Origin of the sequence: Paenibacillus sedimenti, from assembly GCF_014534655.1 — a bacterium.
Lineage (GTDB): Bacteria > Bacillota > Bacilli > Paenibacillales > NBRC-103111 > Paenibacillus_E > Paenibacillus_E sedimenti.
On sequence record NZ_JACVVD010000007.1, the window covers coordinates 261,068 to 283,661 of the forward strand.

Below are 22,594 nucleotides of genomic sequence, written 5' to 3' on the forward strand. Positions count from 1 at the left end.
GCGGATGTGCGGGCACTCCTCCAATGCGGTTACGATACGGCCAGGAAACAACTTAGACTATTGGAAAACAAAAATGGCTATTCCCGGAAGGGAAAGGAACAGCCAGAACAAATGCATGGCGGATTGATACGACTCGTAAACCGCCTCTGTTGTAAGGGGCATAGCTGTAGTACGATTTCACCCACTTAGGAATAACCGACCAGGAAATTAGCGGATGTAGTCCCATTTTACCCGCTTACGATGACCGTATCGAACATGCGACCGTACTTACCATTTTACAACTAGGTATAATCGGACTGCAGCTAGTATTGACTGACGCAGCTTCCGTGGAATTGGGCATTTCCGGACTGCAGCGGGGCGTGGGTGACCAAGCTGGGACGGAGTTGGACGGACCGGGGGTGACTCCATTAAATAAAAAGACCAAAGTTCGTCCCAACCTTAACGTCTTGTGCTCTAGCCTTGGAGGCAACATCACACGGGGTTAGGCACGTTTTTCAGCCCTAACATCCCGGTCCCGCGGATACACGCCACTCAGCTCATCGGCTCCGATTCTGAGACTCCGCCCTCAATAGACGATTAACCGTTTCGCGGCGTAAACCGATGAACTGGCCGATCTCTTCCTGCGTCAGAACGTCGGTCAACGCTGCCGGGCCTATGTAGGTTTGAAACCATTGCTGCAGCTTTCGCAGTTTCTCGGCAGGGGTCACCTCCGTTAGCTGATCGATCCGCTGCTGCATCACCCTCAATTTATCCTGCAATTGGAGAGCTACGGCGCGGCATTTGTGCGGATTCTCGTCTAATTCCCGATACCAATCGGCTGCCGAAATCATCTTTACCTCACAGGTCACGAGCGCGATAGCTGTTCCATGATAAGGTTTGGGGCTAATGAGCGAGTGATGCGGTATGGTCTCATCCGGTACGATAATGTTGACGAGCGCCTGGTTGCCGTCTTCATGGAGACGGGTAATTTTGAGCAGACCGCTGTTCAAATGATAAAGCGGCCCCGACTCTCCTTGTCGGAACAGGGTCTCCCCTTTGTGTAAAATCATAGTAAATCTCCTTAATGAGAAAACCTCTATCGAGGTCATTTCAATGATGAGCGACCGCGTATAGAGGTAGGTTTTATCGCCAATAAGAAAGCGGTTTTCGGAAACCGAAAACTTATACTTTCTTATGTGGTTGAGAAAAAGCGAAAGGCAGGTCTATCACTGCTTTTCGCTTTCTTTATTTTTCGATTTAGCTTGAGACTAGCTTACAGCTCTTTCTTGACTGCCGTCCATTTACCGCTCCGCGACTGCAGTGCCATGGACCATCTTGCCAGCATAGGGAGCTGTTCCAGTCTCCCGATGACCAAGATCGGAACCAACAGACCTACCAAAGAAATCAATACGGCGGCAGGCAGCGCCCAGATCGAGGCCGGGTGGGCAAAGTACGGAATGAGCGATACGGACATGATCGGAGCCGCATTCCATTTGAAAAATTGAATCAGCCAAATCGTAATGATCGCTGTCACAAAGAATGAGATCGCTCCTGTGCTTACGCTATATAAAAGGCTGCCGATCGTTACGGAAATCATTGCACCGATAATTATCCGCCCTAAATCTTTAATTTGATCCACACGGTGCATAAAGAGAAAGCTGAATGCGCCAAGCGTCGGGTAGAACACCATCTTCATTGATGGGAAGTGATAGGATGCCCAATAGGCAGCCACCAGGTAAAAGCAAACAATAAGTGAACGAAGAAGCATCGTTGGTTCCCGTCCTTTACTATATAAATGAGTGCGAATGCCAAGTCAGCGACTAGGCTTTTCTCATTTTACAGAAGGTACGAACCTCTGGTCAATCATTTTGCGTTAATTATGCTCTACGGACACTCGTGTCGAGGCAAAAAACTTGGCAATCGCGAACGATGAAGCGCCGAGCACCGTCGAACGATCGCCCAGGCTCGAAAACTCTACATTCAGCTGTTCGCGCGGATGCGGTAACGAACGTTTCTCCAGAACGGTTTGCAGCGGCTGCATCAACCACTTCTCGGCTCTGGCCAATCGGCCGCCCAGAATGATGAAGTCCGGGTTATAGCCGTTGATGATATTCACTACACCTACGCCCAGGTAATAGCTCAGCCGTTCGAAAAGCCGGCTCACCGCCGGCTCTCCCGCATCTGCCATGCGCAGCAGCGATTCCAAATCTGCAGACTCCCCGAGCTCGATGCGGGCCTTCTCCAGCAGCGCATGCTCCGACGCATACAGCTCCCAACATCCCAAGCTGCCGCAGCGGCACTTGGGACCGTCGTGCTGGATCGAGATGTGCCCGATCTCGCCGGAGAAGCCTGTCGCGCCGCGATACAACTCGCCCTTGATAATAATCCCTGCACCGATCCCGATGCCGATGCTGACGTAGACCAGATTCGCCGTGTCCTTGCCGGCGCCGAATTGCTTCTCCCCGACAGCGCCCGCGTTCGCTTCGTTGTCGATAACGACCGGGATGTCGAACTCCTCTTCCACCTGCTGCTGCAGCGGGACGTTCTCCCATCCGAGGTTCGGCGCGAACAGCAGGTTGCCGTTCTCGTCGCAAATGCCCGGCACCCCGATGCCGATGCCGATAATGCCATAGACGCTGTCGGGCGCGCGGCGGATGAGCTCGCGGATGCTCGCTTTGAGCAGCCCGACCACTTGTTCCACAGAGGCATTGTCATGCTGCACTCTGTATTCCTCAACCACTTTGCCCGTGAGGTCGGTCAGTACGGCCAAAATATCGTGCACGCCAAGGTCTACGCCAATGGCGTATCCGGCCGTGCCGTTGAAGAGCAGCATCATCGGCTTGCGTCCGCCGCTGGATTCCCCGGCGCCGATCTCGTGGGCAAGGCTGCTCTCGATCAGCTCGTTCACGAGGCTCGATACCGTCGCCTTCGTCAGACCTGTAATTTCCGCGATTCGTGCGCGGGAAATTGGGGAATCCGACCGTATATGGTGCAGCACGATCGATTTATTTATTTTTTTCACCAGGTTCAAATCGCCTGTTTGCTTCATGATTGGCCCCCATACTACTTCTAATCTATACACCGTAAGCGCCAAAAAGGGCGCTACGGCGGCCACTTCACCGCCATCCCATCTGTAACGGCCGTATCGGCCCTTACCCGCCTCGTACGCTCCGCTCCTGCTTTAAGGACTGTGAAAACCGCCGTTCTCGTAGGTTGAAATGATTTTACCATGAATGGGCTGTCCATGCACGAACTAAGTTTGTTTAATGAATTTACAAACTTTGCGAATGATGCTATGATGACTTCATGAGCACTTATCAATCTTATTTGTGGAGGCTGAATTCATGAGCTACTTTGATAACATTCAAACGATCAAGTACGAGGGCAAGCAATCCAACAACCCGCTTTCTTTTAAATTCTACAATCCCGATCAAGTCATTCTCGGCAAAACGATGCGTGAACATCTGCGCTTTGCAATCGCTTACTGGCATTCCTTCTCCGCTAACGGCTCCGACCCGTTCGGCAGCGGAACGATGCTTCGCACTTGGGATAAATACGACGGCATGGATCTGGCCAAAGCGCGCGTCGAAGCTTGCTTCGAGCTTCTGAACATCCTGGATGTCGATTATTTCGCCTTCCATGACCGCGACATCGCGCCTGAAGGCAGCACGCTGCAAGAAACGAACCGCAACCTCGACGAGATCGTCGCGCTGATCAAAGACAACATGAAATCCAGCGGTAAAAAACTGCTCTGGAATACAGCCAACATGTTCACGAACCCGCGCTTCGTTCATGGCGCAGCTACTACGAACAATGCAGACGTGTTCGCGTACGCTGCCGCACAAGTGAAAAAAGCGCTTGAGCACGGCAAAGAACTCGGCTCCGAAAACTACGTGTTCTGGGGCGGCCGCGAAGGCTACGAAACACTTCTCAACACTGACCTCGGCCTGGAGCTGGATAACCTTGCCCGCTTCCTGCACATGGCTGTCGATTATGCCAAAGAAATCGGCTTCGACGCGCAATTCCTGATCGAGCCTAAGCCGAAAGAGCCGTCCAAGCACCAATACGACTTCGACGCGGCAACAACGCTGTCTTTCTTGCAAAAATACGACCTGCTTCCGTACTTCAAATTGAATCTTGAAGCGAACCATGCGACGCTCGCAGGTCATACGTTCGAGCATGAGCTTCGCGTAGCGCGCATCAACGGCGTACTCGGTTCGATCGATGCGAACCAGGGCGATATGCTGCTCGGCTGGGATACCGACGAGTTCCCGACAGACTTGTACGCGACGACGCTCGCTATGTACGAGATCCTGCTTAACGAAGGCGGCATCGGCCGCGGCGGCGTAAACTTCGACGCTAAGGTTCGCCGTACGTCCTTCGAGCCGGTCGATGTGGTTTATGCCCACATCGCAGGCATGGATTCCTTTGCCCGCGGCTTGCAAGTGGCGGCGAAGCTGATTGAAGACCGCGTCTTCGACAACATCCTTGATACGCGCTACGCTTCTTTCAAATCCGGCATCGGCGCGGACATCGTATCCGGCAAAGCGAACTTCAAGACGCTTGAAGCCTACGCGCTGCAAAACAGCAACAATATCGTGAACCAATCCGGCCGTCTCGAGCTGATCAAGGCGACTTTGAATCAATACATCATCAACGTTTAAGATTTTAAATAGTTAGGGGCTGTTTCTCCGTGGTTTAACCACCGGAGAGACAGCCCCTTTCCCTCATTTCACTTCAACAATGACATTATCAAAATAAACATCATTGACATAAATATCAAAGCGCCACAAGCCGGATTTGCTTATTCCGAATTTTGCCCCGCTTCGGGCATCGGCGCCGATTTCGTCTGTCACGACATTAATCGGCCATTCGTATAAAGGAATGACCTCATTCGTATCTTTATTGGTGGCCATTAATTTGTATTTTCCATTGAATTGCTCCGGTTTCCCCCAAAAATAAATTTGCATGACGATGCCTTCATTCCTCGAAATGAATGGTTCTGCAGTGGAGCCATTCATTTTTAAAAAACCGATCTTTCCTTCCTTCCCCATCAACGACTTCCCACCCGCGTTGAAATAACCGCTGGGACGCCATTCATTTTCTGCACTAGTCGCGGAACGTTGCGCACTCTGAAAAGGAAGACCTTGATTCAGCCAAGCGTAACCGATCAGAAAAACGATCGCCATCAAACCGACCACCGATAAAGCAACAACCGGTATGCGCCGCTTTTTCACCTTCGTCCTTTGCATCACGTTATATCTCAATTCATTTGTAAAATGCTTGCCGGCAAATGGCGACGCCTTCAATTGTTCCGTCCATATCTCCTCATGAGAATTCATTTTCTCCACCCTCCCTCATTATCCGTGGATACCATTTTCGACATATGTGCTTTTGCTCTGTGCAGGCGGGACTTGACGGTCCCTTCTGAAAGTTGGAGCAGCTCTGTCATTTCCTTCATGGTGAGTTCATAGTGATAATTTAAAATAAGGATTTCCCGGAATTTGCGCGGCAGTTTCATCACGTTGCTCCACAATTGAGCCGTTTCCATACGATCGAACATAACTTTCTCTGCGGACGGTGAAGCGTCGCCCTGGGGCCGTATGGTATCCATCAGAATCACCTTGCGAAAAAAAGCTTTTTTCAAAAAATTAAAGGATTTGTTGCGAGTGATGGTGAGCAGCCAACTTTTCACGCTGCATTCTCCACGGAAGGCGTACAGCTGTTCAAACGCTGTAAGAAAGACCTCCTGTGAGATGTCATCGGCTGCGTCAGATTTTTTAGTGATGAAAAAAGCAAAATTCCAAACATCTTCTCCAAAGGTCTCCATTAGATCACGCAAGACCTCTTCCCGCTCGAAGCCAGGAACCAGATTATGCAAATAATGACGCTCCACAATGATCACCTCTCAACAATAAGACAACTGAATCTGAAAAAAGTTCCCGGAACTTAAAAAAAGGCCCCCTGCCTTAGTGGCGGGAAGCCTCGGTTTCATGCTATTTTCGCAGCGCATCCTCTATCGCCTTTTCGATCTGATCCATCGGATCGTTCGAGGTTGCTGCGCTTTTCTTATACAGACCACTTGCGGCGGCGGCCTCCGCACTTACGGTCTTGTCATCCTCGACCAGTTTCTGCAGCAGCGTTTTGCCGCTGCCCTTCAGCTTGGTCTGGATGGCGCTGTACGCGACCGCGACCATGTCGTCGCGGCGGAACACCGCTGCTTGCGCGAACTGCTTCGCATCGCCGGCGCCAAGCAGCCCGCTTGACGCAGCGAGCTCGCTCGCCTGCTGCGGCTCCGCCTCCGCGTAGCCGAGCGCACGCAACGTCAGCGCGATGAATTGCGCGCCGGTCATGCTGGCGTCCGGCGCAAAGCTCTCGTTGGTGACACCATGCACCAACGATTTCCCGTGGGCGAATGCGACGGACTTCGCCGCCCAATGCTCCGCCGGCACGTCTGTGAACGGCGACGTCAGCCCTTGCGCGTTAGCCGCGGCGGCCTCCCAACCGAACAGACGAAGGAGCATCGTGGCGCCCTGCGCCCGAGTGAACGTCTGATCCAGCTCGTAGCCGCGGTCTGTGCCCTGGAACAGCTGCAGCTTGTTCAAAGCATCCGCCTCCGCAGTATGCTTAACTCCAGTGTCTGCAGCGGTTGCTCCTCCTGTTAATGAAGCAATCAGCAGCAATGTGCACATAAGTCCGATCACAGCCTGCTTCGTTACACGCAGGCAACTTCTTTTAACCATCAAATCCGTAGTCTTCATCGCTTCACCGCCTGATTGCCGCCGTTATGCCGCAGTGTTGAGAGATCAATCTGGTAAGTCGTTTCCGTCAGTTTTTGGAAAAACGGGTCGCTCGGACCTTTTAGATCCCAGTTAAACCGAATGGTGAAGCTTCCAGGATTGCCGTAATCATCCCAATTACGCGTCAATCGGATCGTTTTCCAGCCTTCGGAATAATCTTTGACGACGCTGCTGCCCTCGAGCTTTTTGCCGGTCACGAACTCGGTATCTTGCCCTCTCACTTGATTGTTGGCATTATAAATTGGCCCTCCGCCATTGGATAATCCGCGCGCCGAATGCACGCCGTCCGAAACCCGGATGAATTCTTCCGTAAACTGGGACCCATTTTCATTCGTGAGCTTCACGACACCATACATCACCTGGATTGGCTTGGGATCGCTGTTATATACCGCTTCGTAAACCGAAGCAGCGACAGTCGGCTTCTTATTCGAAGTCACAGGATTAGCCGTGAACTCAGCGGCATATTGAACCTCTATCGCTTTCATTTCATACTTGATGCTGCCAGGATTCATTACAGATTTCTCCGCTTTCACTTGAGCGGCGAATGCCAAACAACCCAAAATCAACAATAAAGTGAATTGCTTTCTCAATTTCCTTATCATTCCAATCCCCCTTTTATTCATAGATTACTAGAGGGCAGAGTGAACTGACAAGTCTTTATTTCTTATACCCTTCAGGTTTACGATAGAACCACACATAGAACCCTCGAGAAAGATACAGAGTCGCCCATGTGCTTAAGAAGGTCCAGTACCACTTCCAAGAAACGTAGTCAATCAGCCGGGTATGTATTTCGATATAATGCTCGATGATTGTGAGGCCTGCCGGGTAAGCCGCCACATATAACAATTGAATCCACATGCTTTTTCTTATTGGGTAATATAAATTCATATAAACGGCAACGAGCGGATAAGCCAAAAATTCATAGGTTAAGCTTGTCAGATTCAAGCTCAATTCTCTTACCGGATACTCCAGCCAGCCATTCTGAACGACAATCAGGCCCAGAATCCAGGTAATAAACTGTTGAAATAAAAACACGATTTGAGCTTCCCGTCTGAGATGCTTGGGCACCAAGAGCAAGCCGGCGATACATACCGCCCATACGGTTATTAATATGATTCGCTCCAGCGTGAATACCATATCGGCAATTCTATCCTTCCTTTTGGTGCTTTTTGAAGAACCAATGTCCATAGAATCTTACGGCATTTACACACAGGAAAAGCACAATCCCATTATAAAAAATGTTAAAATGCACGAATTCGAGTAAATCCGTATAAGTCTCAATGGTTTGCATGTAGATACAGGCTACTACAATATAGCTAGCCTGATATAAGACTCTAATGAGCAGCGATTTCTCCCTGGGATAATATAGATAGAAAAGTGTGGAAGTCAGCGGATAAAGCAAATAATTATCCGTAAAATTAGTCCCCGCTGCTTTCGGAAACTCCCGAACAGGGTTTTCAAACCAACCCATTTCAACAAAAAGCACGCTCAGAATCCAGGTGATCATTTGGTTCGCGAAAAATACGACAATCGCTTCCCGCGTTCTATCCTTGGGAATAGCAACCGGAATCAAGATCACGGCAACCAGCCAAATCAGAATCAAAATAGCCCTTTCGATCGTCATCGGTCCATCATCCTCCCCCTTTGGACAGCATAATACCTCCCAATATTCCCGATTTTGTTCAGATTATTCTCTCTGAGATGAAGTAAGCTCGGATCCAATGGATCCGAGCTTTTCTCAACTTCATTTGCCTAGCATGGGCTCGCCCACAATACTCTTGTCTCCTTGCACATAGATCCGGATGGACTTGGTATCTTTGATATCCAGCTCCAGATCCGTTATTTTCCCCGATTTCACTTTGAGCTCTTTCACCATGACATTATTTTCGTCAACAACGGTTACGATCAAATCATCATTCGTCAGCGTATCGGCCGCCCAAATTTTAGCCTTAAATTTACTGTACTCGAAGTTGGTTGTCACTTCCATGTTGACGGATCGGCTGCCTCCTGTGACATAACCAAAATTCAATAACGTGCCGTCAGCCGTTTTAAGTTCCTCGGGCGTCCGGCTTGCCAACCTATAGAGTTTTTCGCCATTATAAACAAATTCAGGAGATGCTTTGATGTAGTTGATGCTGCCTTTGGCAATATCCCCTCCCACTTCGCCGAGATATGCCGTTTCGGTGTTGGGATCCCAGGTTACTTTAAGCCCAGCCGCTTCGGCAACAGCCCTCATCGGTAAGTAGGTCGACCCTCTGTAGGTAATCGGCATGAGCTTTGTTCCATCGTCAGGATCTACCGGTTCGAAGGCTTTGCCATTCAGCATCACCTTGATCCCCGAGTTCAAAAACACCTTAACTTCGGTTAGTGAGCCTGCTCCGACTACATGCATGGAAAGGCTCAGGAACAACATGACGGAAAGGATGGGAATGACGATCCCTTTTTTAGTTAATGGCTTTCTCATTCTAATCATTCTCCTTTTAGTTTGTTTCAGTCGACTCGAAATTGTAAGAATTTTGGGAAAAACGCCCTGATCGCATCGATCAGAGCGCCCGAACGCTAAGGTTCGTATTTGAGGAGAGGGTAGGCCATGCCGATATGAGATAATCCCCACAGAACGGTGGCCCAATTCGACAGGAAGGGAATAAAGCTTATAAAAGGCCAGACAACCAATAAAATGGATGCCCAGCGGGGGAGTATGTTCAGGCGAATCGATTCAATCGCGAACTCGTTTCAAGGTCATGGAATCACAACCAGACTCGCCGAGCGGGCGGGCAATTGAATGGAAAGCATGCCGTCGTCAACTTGCGCGTTACCTGACGCTTGCAATCTTTGTTTCGCGTCGAAGCGGTAGATGGAAGCTGTGCCATCAAGGCTCGTATCGGCCTTCACTTCGGCTGTACGCGGTGCTGTATCTTTGTTGAACAGCAGTACAAACTTTTTGCCTTGCGGCGATACAATCGTATAGGCGCCTACAGCGTCGATATTGGAGCTGACCGTTTTCACGGCATCCCCTTCCACTTTAGAGCCTTGGCCGTCGTAGTTGATATACAGCTTGAAGGCATCTTCAAGCGGTGTATTCGCGAGCAGTGCTCCCCAACGTGTAGCGACATCGACGCCTTCGCGGGCAAAAATCGCGAGCGCTTCGGCTTGCGCCAGACCGCTGCCAATGCCGGTACCGTCACCGAAGTTGTACTCGGTAATGGCCAGCTTCGTATCCGGAGCGTTGCGCTGGATGATATCACGCATCCGCGGAATGAGGTTCACTGGCTCTTGGATCCAGGATGACGCATCTTGGAAAGCCGGATCATAGAGCGATTTGAGCGAGTTGAATCGCCTTTTGGTCATGGCCGGCGATTCATCGCTGGAGAAAGCGACATCCGCTTCGGCCGGATAATAGTGAATGTCGAGATAATCAACGAGACGAACGTTCTTCTGTTTCTGATACTCGCTGACTTGGCTCAAATACCATTCCAGGAACGGCTTATCGCCATGAGATTTCATATCTTCCCCGCCGGAATAGCATCCATCCTTGGCGGAATAGAAGTATTCGCACCAGCCCCATGCGACCGGACCGTATACATTCGCTCCCGGATCTTTTGCCTTAATCATGGAACCGTAGTTCACCGTGTAGTTCCAGATCTCATCATAGTTGGTCATCTGCGGATGGACGTCCCAATGGGAATAGCCCCATAGCGCAGGTTCGTTATCTAACGCATAGTTACGAACGTTGTTCCCATATTTCTGCTTGAGCTTATCGATCCAGCGGCCGATGAACTCAGGACCTACCTGCTTAGAAGTATCGGTCGGATCGTTGCCTGTCACATGCGTACGGTCCGGTTTCAGACCATTACCGGCATCTTTGCGGCACCAGGCTTCATGATAGTCGCACTCATTGCCGGCTTGCTGGCCATACTTTTGGATGGAGAAGCTCCATGAGATGTCCCTGCTCTTCGGCGTCCACCCGATCGTCGGCACTTGTAGCAGCACCTTCGTCTTATCCGCAATGGATTGCTCGATAAATTGGTCGGAAAGGGTTTTGCCTGATGCATTCGTTTCGTAAGGAACATTCAAGAAATACCAGTCGCCGCCCCGGTTGGTCGTATCGAGCTCCCAGTTATAACGTGTCATCTGGTTGCCGCCCCAACGCTTGAACGGGAACTTCAGCTGCGATCCGTTCTCCGTCGGAGTATCTTCGAAATTAACGCCAAAGATGTCCGGGCTTACCGCGCGTCGATCCGCCTGCTGGTCGATCGTGACGGAAACTTTGGGCAGATCCGGGTTAGGCAGGTTTATAACATTGGCGTTCTTCAATATTTCAATGTTATCAAAATAAACCGTACCTTGGTCATGTTCGCCCCAAGCCTGAATGACGATGCCGTCGAAGCTTGGCGTCGTCATGCCGAGGTCTGCCAGCTTTACAGTTGCCTCGACCCATTGGCCGGCTGGAAGTCCACCTTGCGGCAGCACATTATCCATCTCATAGTCAGCGGCGAAGTTGCGTCCGTCCATCAGCAACACTTTCAGCTTCTGCCCTCCGCTGCCCCCGCCGTAAACGTGGAAGCGCAGACCGTATGTTTGCGCCGTTTCGAACGGTTCTTCGTTTTTGTGGACCCAGATGCCTTCATAGCCCCTTGCCGCAAAAGAAACCGATCTCGTACCGGCATATGCTTGCGTCGCGTTCGCGAAATCCCGAGTTCCCCAGCTCCAATCTGAGTAACCGTCCGTAAGCGCATCCGTATACATCGGAATCGGTGTAACGTCTGTCACCGCCACATAAGCGGAGGATGATACACCGTCAAGACTTGCCGTTACTTTGGCAACGCCCTGCTTCAACGCGCTAAGGGTGCCGCCTTGTACAGCGAGTACGCTCGGATCGCTCGACGTCCAGGCGGCCGCTGCAGACGCGTCCTTGGACGTGCCGTTATTGTAGTTCGCCGTAAGCTGCAGCTTGGAGGTATCACCTGGTTTTAATACCAGCTGATACTGCGACAGCACAGTTTCGACTAATTGAGGAGGTGCTACATATTTCGGCAAGAGCCGAATGTCGTCGATGTAGAGAGAAGGCTGCGCGCTGCTTACAGCGCCGTGAAAAAGAAGCGCATCGAACAAATTCTCTTTCAGCCCAATATCAGCTAAAGTAATGGATGCCTTCGCCCACTGGCCGGCCGGTATGCGTCCGCCGTCCAGCAGACCGCCAATATCGACTTTGGCGACGGTCTCGCCCCCGGCGTTAAATTTCAGATCGACCTGCTGTCCGCCTTCAGCTCCGCCATGTACCCAGAACTCAAGCTTTTCGTAGTCTTTTACCGTCACCGGACCATCGCCTTTGTACAGATACAATCCGCCGTCATTGCTTGGATCGAAGCTTATCGCTTTCGTTCCGGTGTGGACGTTAGCGGTATCATTCAAATCATGCTGTGCCCAGCTGTAGTCCTGAAATGACTCGTGAAGCTGATCGTTATAAACCGATAAGCCAGGTCCGTCCTGCGCAGGCGGCGGTGTCGGCGTTGGTCCCGGACTCGGCGCCGGTTCGGTCACCGTGACGGTCATGCTCGCCGACTTGCCACCGTACGTCGCCGTGACGACAGTCGTTCCGGCTTGCACAGCAGTTAACTGTCCACGTTCAACCGTAGCTGTTTCCGGATGCTCCGATTGCCATACAGCACTATCGGATACGGCCACGGAGGAACCATCCGTATATGCAGCGGTCGCAGTCACGGACTGCTGATCTCCCTTTTTTAATGAGACAGTGTTCGGTGTCAGGTTAATGGAATCGAGCCGGATATCCTGAACGAGCGAAATATCATCAATATATAGCACAGGCTGGCTGCCTGTTGTCGTCCCTTGCAGCATAATGCCATCATAAATCTGATTGGGGATCGCGAGTGTCGTTAAATCGACTTGCACTTTTTGCCATTTCCCTGCCGTCAGCTTTCCTTCCGGTAAAAGCGTATTCAACGCAACGGTGGCCACTCGCTGACCGCCCGATTGAATGCCCAAATCCAAATTCTGTCCGCCTGCCGTTCCCCCGTGTACCCAGAATTCGAGCAGAGGGTAATCCTTCAAGCTAATTATCCGATCTTTGTATAAATACAAAGCCCCGTCTCCATCAGGCATCATTTGAATGGCCGTGGTTCCTGCGTGGATAACGGATGTTTGTGTGAGCTTATGTGCAGCCCAGCTATAATCAGCGAAGCTGTTTCGGAGCCCATCGTCATAGACAACCAGTTTGGTGCTGGCTGCAGCAGCTTCGGCCACTTGAACCGGCTGCGCCCCTGGCAGTATTCCGCTGAAAAGCAGCGCGTAGGCAAGCCCGGATGCAACGATATGTCGGAGCCTGCGGCGAGCCCGGTATGATTGGTGTTTCAACTTGTGTATCCCTCCTTGTGCGTATAAAGCCTCTTGCATTCCTTTATTATCCAGAGTTGATTGCTCTTCGGAAATGGACCTTCGCCCTAAATCGGCAGTGACCTCGTCACAATCCTCCTCGTGACCGGTCATAATTCCGTCATTTTAAGCAGCTTTTCATTGTAGGAAGACATCGGGGGGCGTTATACTGAAGTCAATAACCAATGATGTTGGGAGAAGAATAGCGTGATATCTGTACTTATAGCGGATGACCAAACCTTAATGCGGGATGGGCTGCAAACGATTCTGAGCCTGCAAGAAGATATGCACGTTGTGGGCATGGCCAAAGACGGATCAGAGGCGCTGCTTCTGGTCGAGACCTTGTCTCCTCAGGTTGTCTTAATGGACATTCAGATGCCCGGCATGAATGGCATAGAATGCACGAAGCGTATCCGGGCTGAATACCCCGGGACGATTGTGCTTATTTTGACTACATTTGCTGATGATGACTATATTATCGATGCTCTGGCTGGAGGGGCCACAGGCTTCCTCTTGAAAGATATCCCCGGCGAAAAGCTCGCGCAATCGATTCGCGACGCCGTGAGCGGCCACTTCCTGCTCCCTTCGGTCATCGCAGCCAAGCTTGCGGCTCGACTCTCCTCTGCTTCCACCACCGTGCAAGTCATGAAAAGCTCCGCCCGGGCGAAAGCGGAAGGCATCAAATGGTCCGAGAAGGAGCTTGAGGTGACAAGCTTAATGCTGGAAGGGAAAACAAACCGTGAAATCGCCGCCGCCTTGTTCATGAGCGAAGGCACGATCAAGAACTACGTCAGCGGCATCTACGCCAAAATCGGGACGAATGACCGCACCGTTGCCATCATGACGCTCAGAGAGCTGAATAATGGCTGACGAGACCCGCTCCATGACTACCAAACGTCCCGCGTCCCGGTTTACAGGATTAACTATGTTTCTGTTGATTGCGTTCGGATGTATGCTTGGCTATACGTACTTTATCAATGGCGGCTTTGACCGCTTAAGTGTGCCTCTGCTGCGGGGGTTAAAATGGGAAGCTGTTCAAGGCATGCTGCCTGTGCAGAATGACCGGCTACAAGCCTCGGATGCGAATTGGCAGCCGTTCAAGGCGCTGCAGCAATCGGAGCCCGGCAGAAGCCACAAGGGTGAGTTCTGGATGCGCACCCGCATTCCGGATGATGTCGCAGCGCTTCGGGATCCGGAATTATTTGTCATGCATATGAAGGCTTTCGAAGTCTTTGTGGATAACCGTAAAATCGCTTCGTTTCACACAGACGAGCAGCGGCCGCTGAAAACGTCGATCGTTGACTGGCACATGGTACCGATCCCACGGGATGCGGGAGGCCAAATGCTGCAGCTGCGCATTATGCCCGAAGATTCCGACTCCGGAATGATGGTCGGCATGATAACAATTGCGGAAGCGGCAGACACGCTCATTCAATTCGTTCGCAACGATTCGTTAAAATGGATATTGGCAGCATGCTTTTTCTTTATGAGCGTCATATCCATTGGGGCTTATTTTCTGCACAATCGGGACCCGCTTTATTTCTATTTCTCGCTGCTGACTGTAGCAGCCGGGTTCCCATGCGTAGCGCTTACGTATACATTGCAATTCTACGGGGACTGGTCGCACATCACCTACTATTACGGCGTTTGCATCCCGGTCGGTACGGTTGCGGTTGTCGGTATTTTTGAGCGGCTGACCGAGCCGGATTTGCACCGGCGGTTTCGCATCAGCCGTTATTTCATGCTTGTCTTTACCGCCATTTGTGCGATAACGGCGTACGGGAATCCAACTTGGTTTTCCGCATTCATTTATCTGTATCTCATCATCATTGTACTGGTAGTTCCCATTCTTGCTTTACCGATGATTGTCCGTTACCGCAAACGAAAAGACGGCGAAGCGGCTTGGTTAGCTACGGGCATTGGTGCAATCGTGATTGGCTTCACCATTCACTATGCTTACTTTTTCTTTCCCGGGCTGGGCCCGCTAACCCGCCAATATGCACCTTATTTCTACTTTTACTGGGTAGACGTAAGCAGCATTATGGGCGTATTCATGTTCGTCCTCTCTCTGGGAATGGTCTTGATTACCAGATTGCGCAGCGTTTTCGTGCAAAACCAGGCGATTTCCGCGGATTTGCAGGAGAATAACCGCCGATTACAGGAATTGGACCGGTTAAAGGACGATTTCTTGGCCAATACATCTCATGAGCTTCGGACGCCGCTGCAAGGCATTATCGGTCTCACCGAATCCTTGTTGGATGGTGTTGGCGGCCCCCTCCAGCGTAAAGTGAGAGATAATCTCGAGCTCGTCGTATCCAGCGGAAAACGGCTGTCCCGGCTGATCAATGATCTGCTCGATCTGTCCAAGCTGAATCATCAAGATATTGCGTTGGAACTTGCAGCTCTCCCTTTGCGGGATTCTGTCGCTCTGGTTCTTGCCGCATTCGAACCGATTGCTGCGGCTAAGCAAGTACGGCTAAAGAATGATGTGCAGCCCGATCTTCCGTTCGTGATGGCTGACGCCAATCGGTTGCAGCAAATTTTATACAATTTGATCGGAAATGCAGTGAAGTTTACGGACAGTGGGGAAGTGCGCATTACAGCCCGTTTGGTGCACCGCATGGTGGACTTAAGCGTGCACGATACCGGTATCGGCATTCCGGAAGCGAAGCTCTGGGACATTCGGGAGCCTTTTGAGCAGGCTGAGGGCGGGAGTCATCGGGGAGGAACCGGACTGGGACTGACCATCTCCCAGAGGCTGGTCGAGCTGCATGGCGGGAAGTTGAGCATGGAATCGGCTCTAGGGCATGGTACGACAGCCTCCTTTACATTGCCCATAGCGGATGTGAGTTCGGTTCAAGACGTCCAAGTTGTTCAGAGCATGCAGGCATATGGTCTTATGACTACCATGAATTATGCAGCTTCTGGTGTTGAAGCCGGCTTCGAAAATGAGCCTGCTTATTCCGGCACAGATAGCCCTGCCCCTGTTTGGCGATCCGAAATCTCTGCGGCCACTGTGCTGCTCGTCGATGATGAACCGATCAACTTGCAGGTTGTTAAGAATTACTTGGCCGGCTACCCGCTTCGCCTCATCAAGGCCACAAACGGCAGGGAAGCTTTAGCCTTGTTGGAACAGCAGCCTCCGGATCTTGTCCTGCTTGACATCTTGCTGCCCGATATGAACGGGTACGATGTTTGCCGGACCATTCGGGAGCGTCATGACGAAAGCTCGCTGCCTGTCATCCTGCTCACGGCCAAGGGCAGGCTCTCCGACATGCTGACGGGCTTTGACGCAGGGGCGAACGATTATATCGTGAAGCCCTTCGCCAAGCACGAGCTGCTTGCCCGCGTCGGGATTCAGCTCAAACTAAGCCGCTTCACCCTGGAGCTGGAGCAGATGGTGGAGGCGCGAACCGCCGATCTGGAGCAAACGACGCAGCGACTTCGAGAATCGATCCGTGAAACCGCGGAGACGCTCAGCGAGCTGTCGGTGATGGAAGAGCGGAACAGGATCTCCCAAGAGATTCACGATCACGTGGGGCATACGCTAACGACCTCCATCGTCCAAATGGAGGCTGCCAAAATGCTGTTAGACCGCGGAGACTCTAGAGGCCTTGAGAAACTGGCACTGTCCCAGCAGTTGGTGCGCAAAGGACTGGACGACATTCGCGAATCCGTCCGCATGATGAAGCGGCAAGCCGCCGACTTCAAGCTGGAGCCTGCGATGACCATGCTCCTGGAGCAGACCAAAGAAGCTGCCGGGCTTGAAATCGATTATTCGTTCGGCAAGCTGCCGCAGCTTACGTCCATGCACAAAAAAGCGCTCTACCATGCGCTCAAAGAGGGGCTGACCAACGGCATCAGGCATGGCCGCTGTACCCGCTTCCGTTTTCGTTTGGCGCATGAGGGCGGCATCATAACGTTCGCGCTATGGAACGACGGGCTCAGCTATCAGCAATCGGCGCATGGTTTCGGCTTGCAAACGATGTACGAGCGCGTATCGCAATTGGACGGAAAGCTCCAGCTGACAAGTTCGGATGAGCGTGAGGAGCATGAGGAGCATGAGGAGCGTGGTTGCCTGCTCCGCATCGAGCTGCCCGTGGCGTGAGCGTTTAACGGTATTTACCAGTGAGATAATGGCCAAACCCGTGTCTAAACCCTTATGTCTGAGCTAGGGATGGAAATAAGATGGAGTTCCCACCGCCAATCCTGTTCACACAACATAACGAACAGGGTCTTTATTTCGAGAACTTTTGAACGCTAATTGATGGCTAAACGGGTCAGATCAGGGCTCCAGCGAACAATGTTCTCAATTTCTCGAACATTGTTCGTAAATTTGCGTCATTTGGTCGTTATGCCTTCATTTACGCGTTACCCGCTCGATTTAGCGTTCAGAGTGGCGTTGTTAACGAACAGTGGGCTTTGTTGTCTTTTTCAAGCGCAACTTCTGAGGTATTCTTGCTTCCACTACATGCCGATCATCACATAACATGCACTTTCGACAACCCCGAAAATTTATAAATTAAAAAGTCGGAGATTGCCAGCGGCTGCTCCGACTTTTAATCACTACACTCTCTTTCTTTTAACAGCGATCAGCAACAAAACAGCACCTAACAAAACGATACCGCCCATAATATACCATACCGCACTAGGCAACCATTCGCTTTTAGCCATCTCAGCATGGCGAATATTAACAGCTTCGTCGATTACGTGCGGGGGCGTACCCAGCGAAGCATAGTCCGCTTGCGCTTCGGCATCTTTCAAATTTCCGTTGCAGAAATTCGTCTGTAACCATCCGTTTTGACCCATATAAGCATAAACCAAATAGGTCCCATTCATATCAAAAGCAAAACCGCATGAAGCCTCGCTTCCGTCATAACTATAGATGGTTATTGTATCGACCGTGGCGCCTTTCCACGATTTATGCACTTGAAACGTATACTCCCTAAGCCGGCCTATATCACCTTTCACGCTCTTCCCAACATCGATGACCTTTCCTGAAAAAACGGCGTTCGAGCCGCTTAATCTCTCTGCAACGCTGCCACCCGCACAACTGCATGCAAAAGCTTTGTTCTCGGGAAGAATAAGCAGCATTTGGATAACAATCAACGCAGTCACAAGCGTGTACATGATTAAGTGTTTTTTCACATTTTCATCATCCTCACATAGGATCGATCCGAATTCGACTCCCCGACTCTTTGTAATGAACCCTCATGCGCTATCACATAAACAGACGTAAGCAAGATTCTTTTTGTTACATTCCCCATGACGAAACCCACATTAATTCTTTAAGGTGATGATTTACTGTCAATATTCGAGTTTTCAAAATCGTAGTTTGGACGCCGATTCTCCTTACTCTTAAACCAGTTTCTAATCCCCTTGCCCGCAAACGGCTCGTCTGCAAATCTGGGTATCACGTGTAAGTGTGCGTGAAAAATATGCTGTCCTGCAACGGTCCCGCTGTTCCAACCCACATTATAACCGTCTGGTCCGAACTCTTTGTCTATGACTTTTTTCGTTTCATGAAGCAACAAATAGGTATGTCTCCATTCTTCCTCCGTCAAATCGAACACCGTTTCTCTATGCGCTTTTGGAATAATGATTCCGGAGCCTTCAATTTCGGGCTTCAATAATTGCAAATATAGACAGTACTCATTCTCCAGTACGATCCTTTGCTCCTCGAATTTAAGATTACAGTACTCGCAATCATTCACAACACTCGCCCCCACGTCCAACCGCTTATTTTTTCCACAATTTTCTTAGTAAACTAAATTCAACGCATTTAACAGATGACCTCCTTGTCAAAATGCCGGGTTTCTTATGGATCTCAATCGAAAAGATCGCATGGGAACGACGACGCGCTATTTAGCTAAAATGTGTCTCCTACCGAACCCGGTCAAGGTTAAAATTTCATCCCAAATGTTTATACCAAACGCCCGCGAATTCCGGTAATACGCTCCATTTATTCTCAATAACTTTATTCGCTAATACATCTCCAAAAAAGTACCTCGTTAATTCTTTCGCCTCATCTAAATCTCCAAATACATAGTCGGCTTGAATCCAGATATGTTTGTACCCATATTCATTTTCCAGTTTATCGAAATAAGGTTCTAGAAAATCGTATCGCATGGGTTCATGGACGCCTGTGCCCAACGTTTCGATAATGATTACTGTGCCGTCTTTTCTTAATACGCGCTGAATCTCCGCCATCATTCGCTTCAAATGATGTCGCCATTTTGGCACATTCGAGCTGGCCAGATAACACAAACTCCATCCGGCAACAACTAGATCGGCACTAGCATCGTCTAATGGCAGATCCCGATGATCAGCAACAATAGTCTTACAGTTCTGATGCTTATTCTCAATAAGTCTCGCTTCCAGCAAATCAAGCATTACTTTTGAGCTATCCAGACTAATGACAGACTTGGCTTCTACAGCAAGGAAAGAAGTCAGTCTTCCGGTACCGGCCCCCAAATCAACTACATCCAACTTACAAAATGATCTGATTCCGTTAATTACTTTTTCCAAACTTGGCTGTTTGCTTATTAATCTGTCATACATTTCAGCTCGATCTTGATAAATCTTTTCATCTCTTGACATGATGTACCTTCGCCTCCTTGTTAAGCACTTTAATGATTCATGGAATTAACCTTCCTAGAACGAAAAATAAACCTTAACGCAAGGTTAAGGTCAAGTGATTTTAAACGTTTATCCTTCATCGTACAAGCGTTCTTATTTCTCGATCCTCTCCGCCCTACACCTTCCGCGCATTTTGAAACCTATGTATCCCAAAATTCTTTAATGTCGAATTCAAAATGGCGTCTCTTAACGGGTATAAGTTCGGTGTGAATCTAATCTCTATATTCATGGCGATTAATTTTTCAATGAGGTTATGAATCGGATCTACGGACAGAGGTTCAATCGTCTGTTCTGCAATGTAGTAACCTGCTGTCTCGTCAAACAGTTGAAAATCGTCTCCCGGCAGCATATACCGATACAGGGTTGTTTCGTTAATGATCTTATACCAGCCGGTTTCGACGGTAATGATGGTGTCCGACTTACTGAGTCCAAAAAACTTGACCTCGTCCTCTGCGCTTATCCCCTCAGATCTGGTATAGACAATTCTAGGGCAATCTCTTGGGAAGTAAAAGGTAAACTCATGCTTTTGATCAATGGCCCATACAACGGGAGGCATGTCTGTTCGGTTTGCTTTCACTCTCGGTACGAATAGTTCAATATCCGGCTCCTCGCTAAAATGATACAATCTCATCAAATCCCCCCTGATCCGTTTGAATTAAAACGAATTCAATATGCTTTCTACCCATACGTAGCACGCTTCCAACTCTTCATCATTCACTAAATGTTCCATGCAGACCTATTTCAAATGAAAGCCCTCCCCCGTGAAGTACCATCCCCAAATCAGGAAATATTGCCCAATTTCATTCTAGTTTATATCCGTTTCGTTGTATACCAAAAAGAGCGCCTATCAGCCAACCGGTCGTAGACGCTCATCTATTTACAATTCCTCTGCGGCATCAACCGCTTGAAGGGCATCATCTTCATGATTATCGCGAATTGTTTTCTGTAGAACGAATGAGGACATTGTCAAGAACAATGCGGTTACGGCGTAGTAACCTTTGACAGAAAGCGGTTGCTGCAAGTTGATGATGCCGATGAACATCCCGAGCAGGGCCAACGCGAACGAACTCCATGCCAAGAAGGTGAAGGCCGTAGTATTGCGTTTGCGGGAACCATAACCGTCTTCCATGTTATCGCGAACTACTTTTTGCAGGACGAAAGCGGACATCGTCAAGAATAGCGCGCACACCGCATAATACCCTTTTACACTCAGCGCCTCCTCCAAGGTATATATCCCAATAAACATCGCCAGAAAAGCGCCAATAAAAGAAGCCCATGCCATAAAAGTGAAAGCTGTTGTATTTCGTTTCCGATTCGTGAACATGTCAGATGACCTCCTGTGGTTGCTTGCAGCAACGCGCGAATATCTTGCTCTTGTTCCTTATGATAGGAGATAAGTCTCATTCCGGATAGTACTATTTACCAATAGTACCGATCTCAAATGACGAAAAGACCGATCGAGCGATGATTCGAAACGGTCTTTTGAAACTCTCCCCCTCACTCGCACACCGCCACTCCAAATGCCAAATGATCCCAGAAAATCGCCTCCACCCGACCCGCTTCCTCTTTGGTACAGGTAACCAGCACAACGACTTCCGTATTTTGAGTGCTTGAGGTCGGGCTTGGTCGCTTCTTTTTGCGAATAACATCAATGATAAAACCTAGAATAAACCCGACAATCGCACCGATAATCCCCCATAGGATTGGCCCGCCTTTCAACTTAAAACCATAAGAGGAGCCTACCACCGCCAGTGCTGTTCCCAAAGCCACGCCCGCATCGAATAGGCTTACACCGTCTGAACGATGGATGGTATCGAATATTTTCGGCTTTTCGGATCTGCGACGCAAAGGAATGGCATAAATATGCGCTTTGGGAATACCCGCTTCTTCAAGCGCAGTAATCGCCAGCTCCAAATAAATGGAATGGTCAAAAGATGAGACTACATGCATACTTGTCACCCTCATTTTAGAAGCGGAGATTTAGGAAATGGATAATTGGAAGGTTGGTGGTCCGTCTGCAGCCATCGAATCTGGTCGTGATCAAACAGTTTGTTATATTCGACCGTACTCACATAAGCGTCATAAACGGCAAATCCATAGAGCGATGGTAAAAATAGCAGCCATTTCATTTCCACAACGGTTGCAGTTCGTGTCCAATCCCCCATGAGCATGTATTGAATCCCTTCAAGTAAATGCGAGAAATAAGAGAGCACGATCCAACTGCCAAGACCAAAAAAGGCATTAATGATGCGATGCGTATAAAGCTGCCCAATCCCCGGCATCAGCAGGGACCAAGCGACAACTAACCAAGGTGAGCGCTTATCCAGGTAGTTGAATTCAATACCGCTCATTGTAAAAATATCAATCGGGGCATTCTCCCTTTTGGCTAAGACGAATTGATGATTTATATCCACAGATGTGCGATAGCTATCGTAGATGGCGAACAAATAAACAGGTGCATACATGGACATCCACCGAATATTAAGCACTTCACTCGCGTGTTCGAACTGACCGAGAAAGGTATATACCATCGCCTCGTTCAGGTGCGTCTGCGTGTTAATCAACATCTCCCAACCAATGAGCATAAAGCCCCTGATATACTTGGATAGCAGCAGATGACCAAACCCAGGGAAAGCGGCGGACCACCAAGCGATAATGAGCGGATTGCTCAGATGCAGCTGAGTAATACCTATCAAGCTGACAAAAGCGATTCGACGACGCGGTTTATGAGCCATGTGCAGCATCCTTATGAATAAGTTTCCAGTCTTCCTATTATCTTCTTTCCA

General features: G+C 49.8%; 22 protein-coding genes and 1 pseudogene. 3 read left to right on the plus strand and 20 right to left on the minus strand.

Annotation, left to right across the window (positions count from 1 at the left end):
* Nucleotides 1–536: 536 nt before the first annotated feature.
* The 4 genes from ICC18_RS20445 to ICC18_RS34375 all read right to left on the minus strand — a co-directional run bounded on the left by ICC18_RS20445 (nt 537) and on the right by ICC18_RS34375 (nt 3,210).
* A complete protein-coding gene (locus tag ICC18_RS20445) occupies nt 537–1,049 on the minus strand; it encodes a Crp/Fnr family transcriptional regulator (protein ID WP_188176291.1) in 513 nt (170 codons plus the stop codon).
* Nucleotides 1,050–1,252: 203 nt separating this feature from the next.
* Nucleotides 1,253–1,747, minus strand: coding sequence for an HPP family protein (locus ICC18_RS20450; protein ID WP_188176292.1), 495 nt, complete (start codon nt 1,745–1,747; stop codon nt 1,253–1,255).
* A 105-nt stretch (nt 1,748–1,852) separates the two neighbouring features.
* Complete coding sequence (locus tag ICC18_RS20455) at nt 1,853–3,028, minus strand: ROK family transcriptional regulator (RefSeq protein ID WP_188176293.1); 1,176 nt, start codon at nt 3,026–3,028, stop codon at nt 1,853–1,855.
* Between the two features lie 53 nt (nt 3,029–3,081).
* Nucleotides 3,082–3,210 (minus strand): hypothetical protein, encoded by a 129-nt coding sequence (locus ICC18_RS34375; protein ID WP_262495885.1) that lies wholly within the window; start codon nt 3,208–3,210, stop codon nt 3,082–3,084.
* A 113-nt stretch (nt 3,211–3,323) separates the two neighbouring features.
* On the opposite strand from ICC18_RS34375, the gene xylA reads away from it, so the two are divergent.
* Nucleotides 3,324–4,643 carry a xylose isomerase gene (gene xylA, locus ICC18_RS20460; RefSeq protein ID WP_188176294.1) on the plus strand — a complete coding sequence of 440 codons (1,320 nt, stop codon included), beginning with the start codon at nt 3,324–3,326 and terminating at the stop codon, nt 4,641–4,643.
* Between the two features lie 63 nt (nt 4,644–4,706).
* On the opposite strand, the gene ICC18_RS20465 is transcribed toward xylA, so the two are convergent.
* The 8 genes from ICC18_RS20465 to ICC18_RS20500 form a co-directional block, all read right to left on the minus strand.
* A complete protein-coding gene (locus tag ICC18_RS20465; protein WP_188176295.1) occupies nt 4,707–5,321 on the minus strand; it encodes a DUF4871 domain-containing protein in 615 nt (204 codons plus the stop codon).
* Complete coding sequence (locus tag ICC18_RS20470) at nt 5,318–5,875, minus strand: RNA polymerase sigma factor (RefSeq protein ID WP_312029571.1); 558 nt, start codon at nt 5,873–5,875, stop codon at nt 5,318–5,320. Before ICC18_RS20470 ends, ICC18_RS20465 begins: the two co-directional genes overlap by 4 nt.
* A gap of 100 nt (nt 5,876–5,975) precedes the next feature.
* Nucleotides 5,976–6,584: an S-layer homology domain-containing protein gene (locus tag ICC18_RS20475; RefSeq protein ID WP_188176296.1), complete on the minus strand. Its 609-nt coding sequence runs from the start codon at nt 6,582–6,584 to the stop codon at nt 5,976–5,978.
* 152 nt (nt 6,585–6,736) lie between these two features.
* The gene (locus ICC18_RS20480; RefSeq protein WP_188176297.1) at nt 6,737–7,381 is read right to left on the minus strand and encodes a hypothetical protein; all 645 of its coding nucleotides are present in this window, start codon (nt 7,379–7,381) and stop codon (nt 6,737–6,739) included.
* A gap of 55 nt (nt 7,382–7,436) precedes the next feature.
* Nucleotides 7,437–7,916 (minus strand): CBO0543 family protein, encoded by a 480-nt coding sequence (locus ICC18_RS20485; RefSeq protein WP_188176298.1) that lies wholly within the window; start codon nt 7,914–7,916, stop codon nt 7,437–7,439.
* Nucleotides 7,917–7,926: 10 nt separating this feature from the next.
* Nucleotides 7,927–8,403, minus strand: coding sequence for a CBO0543 family protein (locus ICC18_RS20490; protein ID WP_188176299.1), 477 nt, complete (start codon nt 8,401–8,403; stop codon nt 7,927–7,929).
* 120 nt (nt 8,404–8,523) lie between these two features.
* Nucleotides 8,524–9,243 (minus strand): stalk domain-containing protein, encoded by a 720-nt coding sequence (locus ICC18_RS20495; RefSeq protein ID WP_188176300.1) that lies wholly within the window; start codon nt 9,241–9,243, stop codon nt 8,524–8,526.
* A gap of 275 nt (nt 9,244–9,518) precedes the next feature.
* On the minus strand, nt 9,519–13,151 hold the full coding sequence (locus ICC18_RS20500) for a glycoside hydrolase family 44 protein (protein WP_188176301.1): 3,633 nt from the start codon (nt 13,149–13,151) through the stop codon (nt 9,519–9,521).
* A gap of 225 nt (nt 13,152–13,376) precedes the next feature.
* On the opposite strand from ICC18_RS20500, the gene ICC18_RS20505 reads away from it, so the two are divergent.
* Together ICC18_RS20505 and ICC18_RS20510 are read left to right on the plus strand one after the other, a co-directional pair.
* Nucleotides 13,377–14,039 (plus strand): response regulator, encoded by a 663-nt coding sequence (locus ICC18_RS20505; RefSeq protein ID WP_312029572.1) that lies wholly within the window; start codon nt 13,377–13,379, stop codon nt 14,037–14,039.
* 13 nt (nt 14,040–14,052) lie between these two features.
* Entirely contained in the window at nt 14,053–17,277 is a 3,225-nt protein-coding gene (locus ICC18_RS20510; protein ID WP_188176302.1) for an ATP-binding protein, read from the plus strand.
* Nucleotides 17,278–17,735: 458 nt separating this feature from the next.
* Here ICC18_RS20510 and ICC18_RS20515 read toward each other — a convergent pair whose 3' ends face one another.
* The 8 genes and pseudogenes from ICC18_RS20515 to ICC18_RS20545 all read right to left on the minus strand — a co-directional run bounded on the left by ICC18_RS20515 (nt 17,736) and on the right by ICC18_RS20545 (nt 22,543).
* Nucleotides 17,736–18,317, minus strand: coding sequence for a hypothetical protein (locus ICC18_RS20515; RefSeq protein ID WP_188176303.1), 582 nt, complete (start codon nt 18,315–18,317; stop codon nt 17,736–17,738).
* Nucleotides 18,318–18,457: 140 nt separating this feature from the next.
* Entirely contained in the window at nt 18,458–18,883 is a 426-nt protein-coding gene (locus tag ICC18_RS20520; RefSeq protein ID WP_188176304.1) for an HIT family protein, read from the minus strand.
* A 196-nt stretch (nt 18,884–19,079) separates the two neighbouring features.
* Nucleotides 19,080–19,769 (minus strand): class I SAM-dependent methyltransferase, encoded by a 690-nt coding sequence (locus ICC18_RS20525; protein ID WP_188176305.1) that lies wholly within the window; start codon nt 19,767–19,769, stop codon nt 19,080–19,082.
* Between the two features lie 154 nt (nt 19,770–19,923).
* Nucleotides 19,924–20,439, minus strand: coding sequence for a DUF6886 family protein (locus ICC18_RS20530; RefSeq protein ID WP_188176306.1), 516 nt, complete (start codon nt 20,437–20,439; stop codon nt 19,924–19,926).
* Between the two features lie 246 nt (nt 20,440–20,685).
* Complete coding sequence (locus ICC18_RS33855; RefSeq protein WP_223192732.1) at nt 20,686–20,937, minus strand: YiaA/YiaB family inner membrane protein; 252 nt, start codon at nt 20,935–20,937, stop codon at nt 20,686–20,688.
* Nucleotides 20,929–21,132 (minus strand): annotated as a pseudogene (locus tag ICC18_RS33860) (YiaA/YiaB family inner membrane protein); the annotation flags it as partial. The gene ICC18_RS33855 and the pseudogene ICC18_RS33860, both read right to left, overlap by 9 nt.
* 173 nt (nt 21,133–21,305) lie before the next feature.
* Nucleotides 21,306–21,758, minus strand: a complete 453-nt coding sequence (locus ICC18_RS20540; protein WP_188176308.1) for a hypothetical protein — start codon at nt 21,756–21,758, stop codon at nt 21,306–21,308.
* Between the two features lie 11 nt (nt 21,759–21,769).
* Nucleotides 21,770–22,543 carry a hypothetical protein gene (locus ICC18_RS20545; protein ID WP_223192716.1) on the minus strand — a complete coding sequence of 258 codons (774 nt, stop codon included), beginning with the start codon at nt 22,541–22,543 and terminating at the stop codon, nt 21,770–21,772.
* Nucleotides 22,544–22,594: the final 51 nt, after the last annotated feature.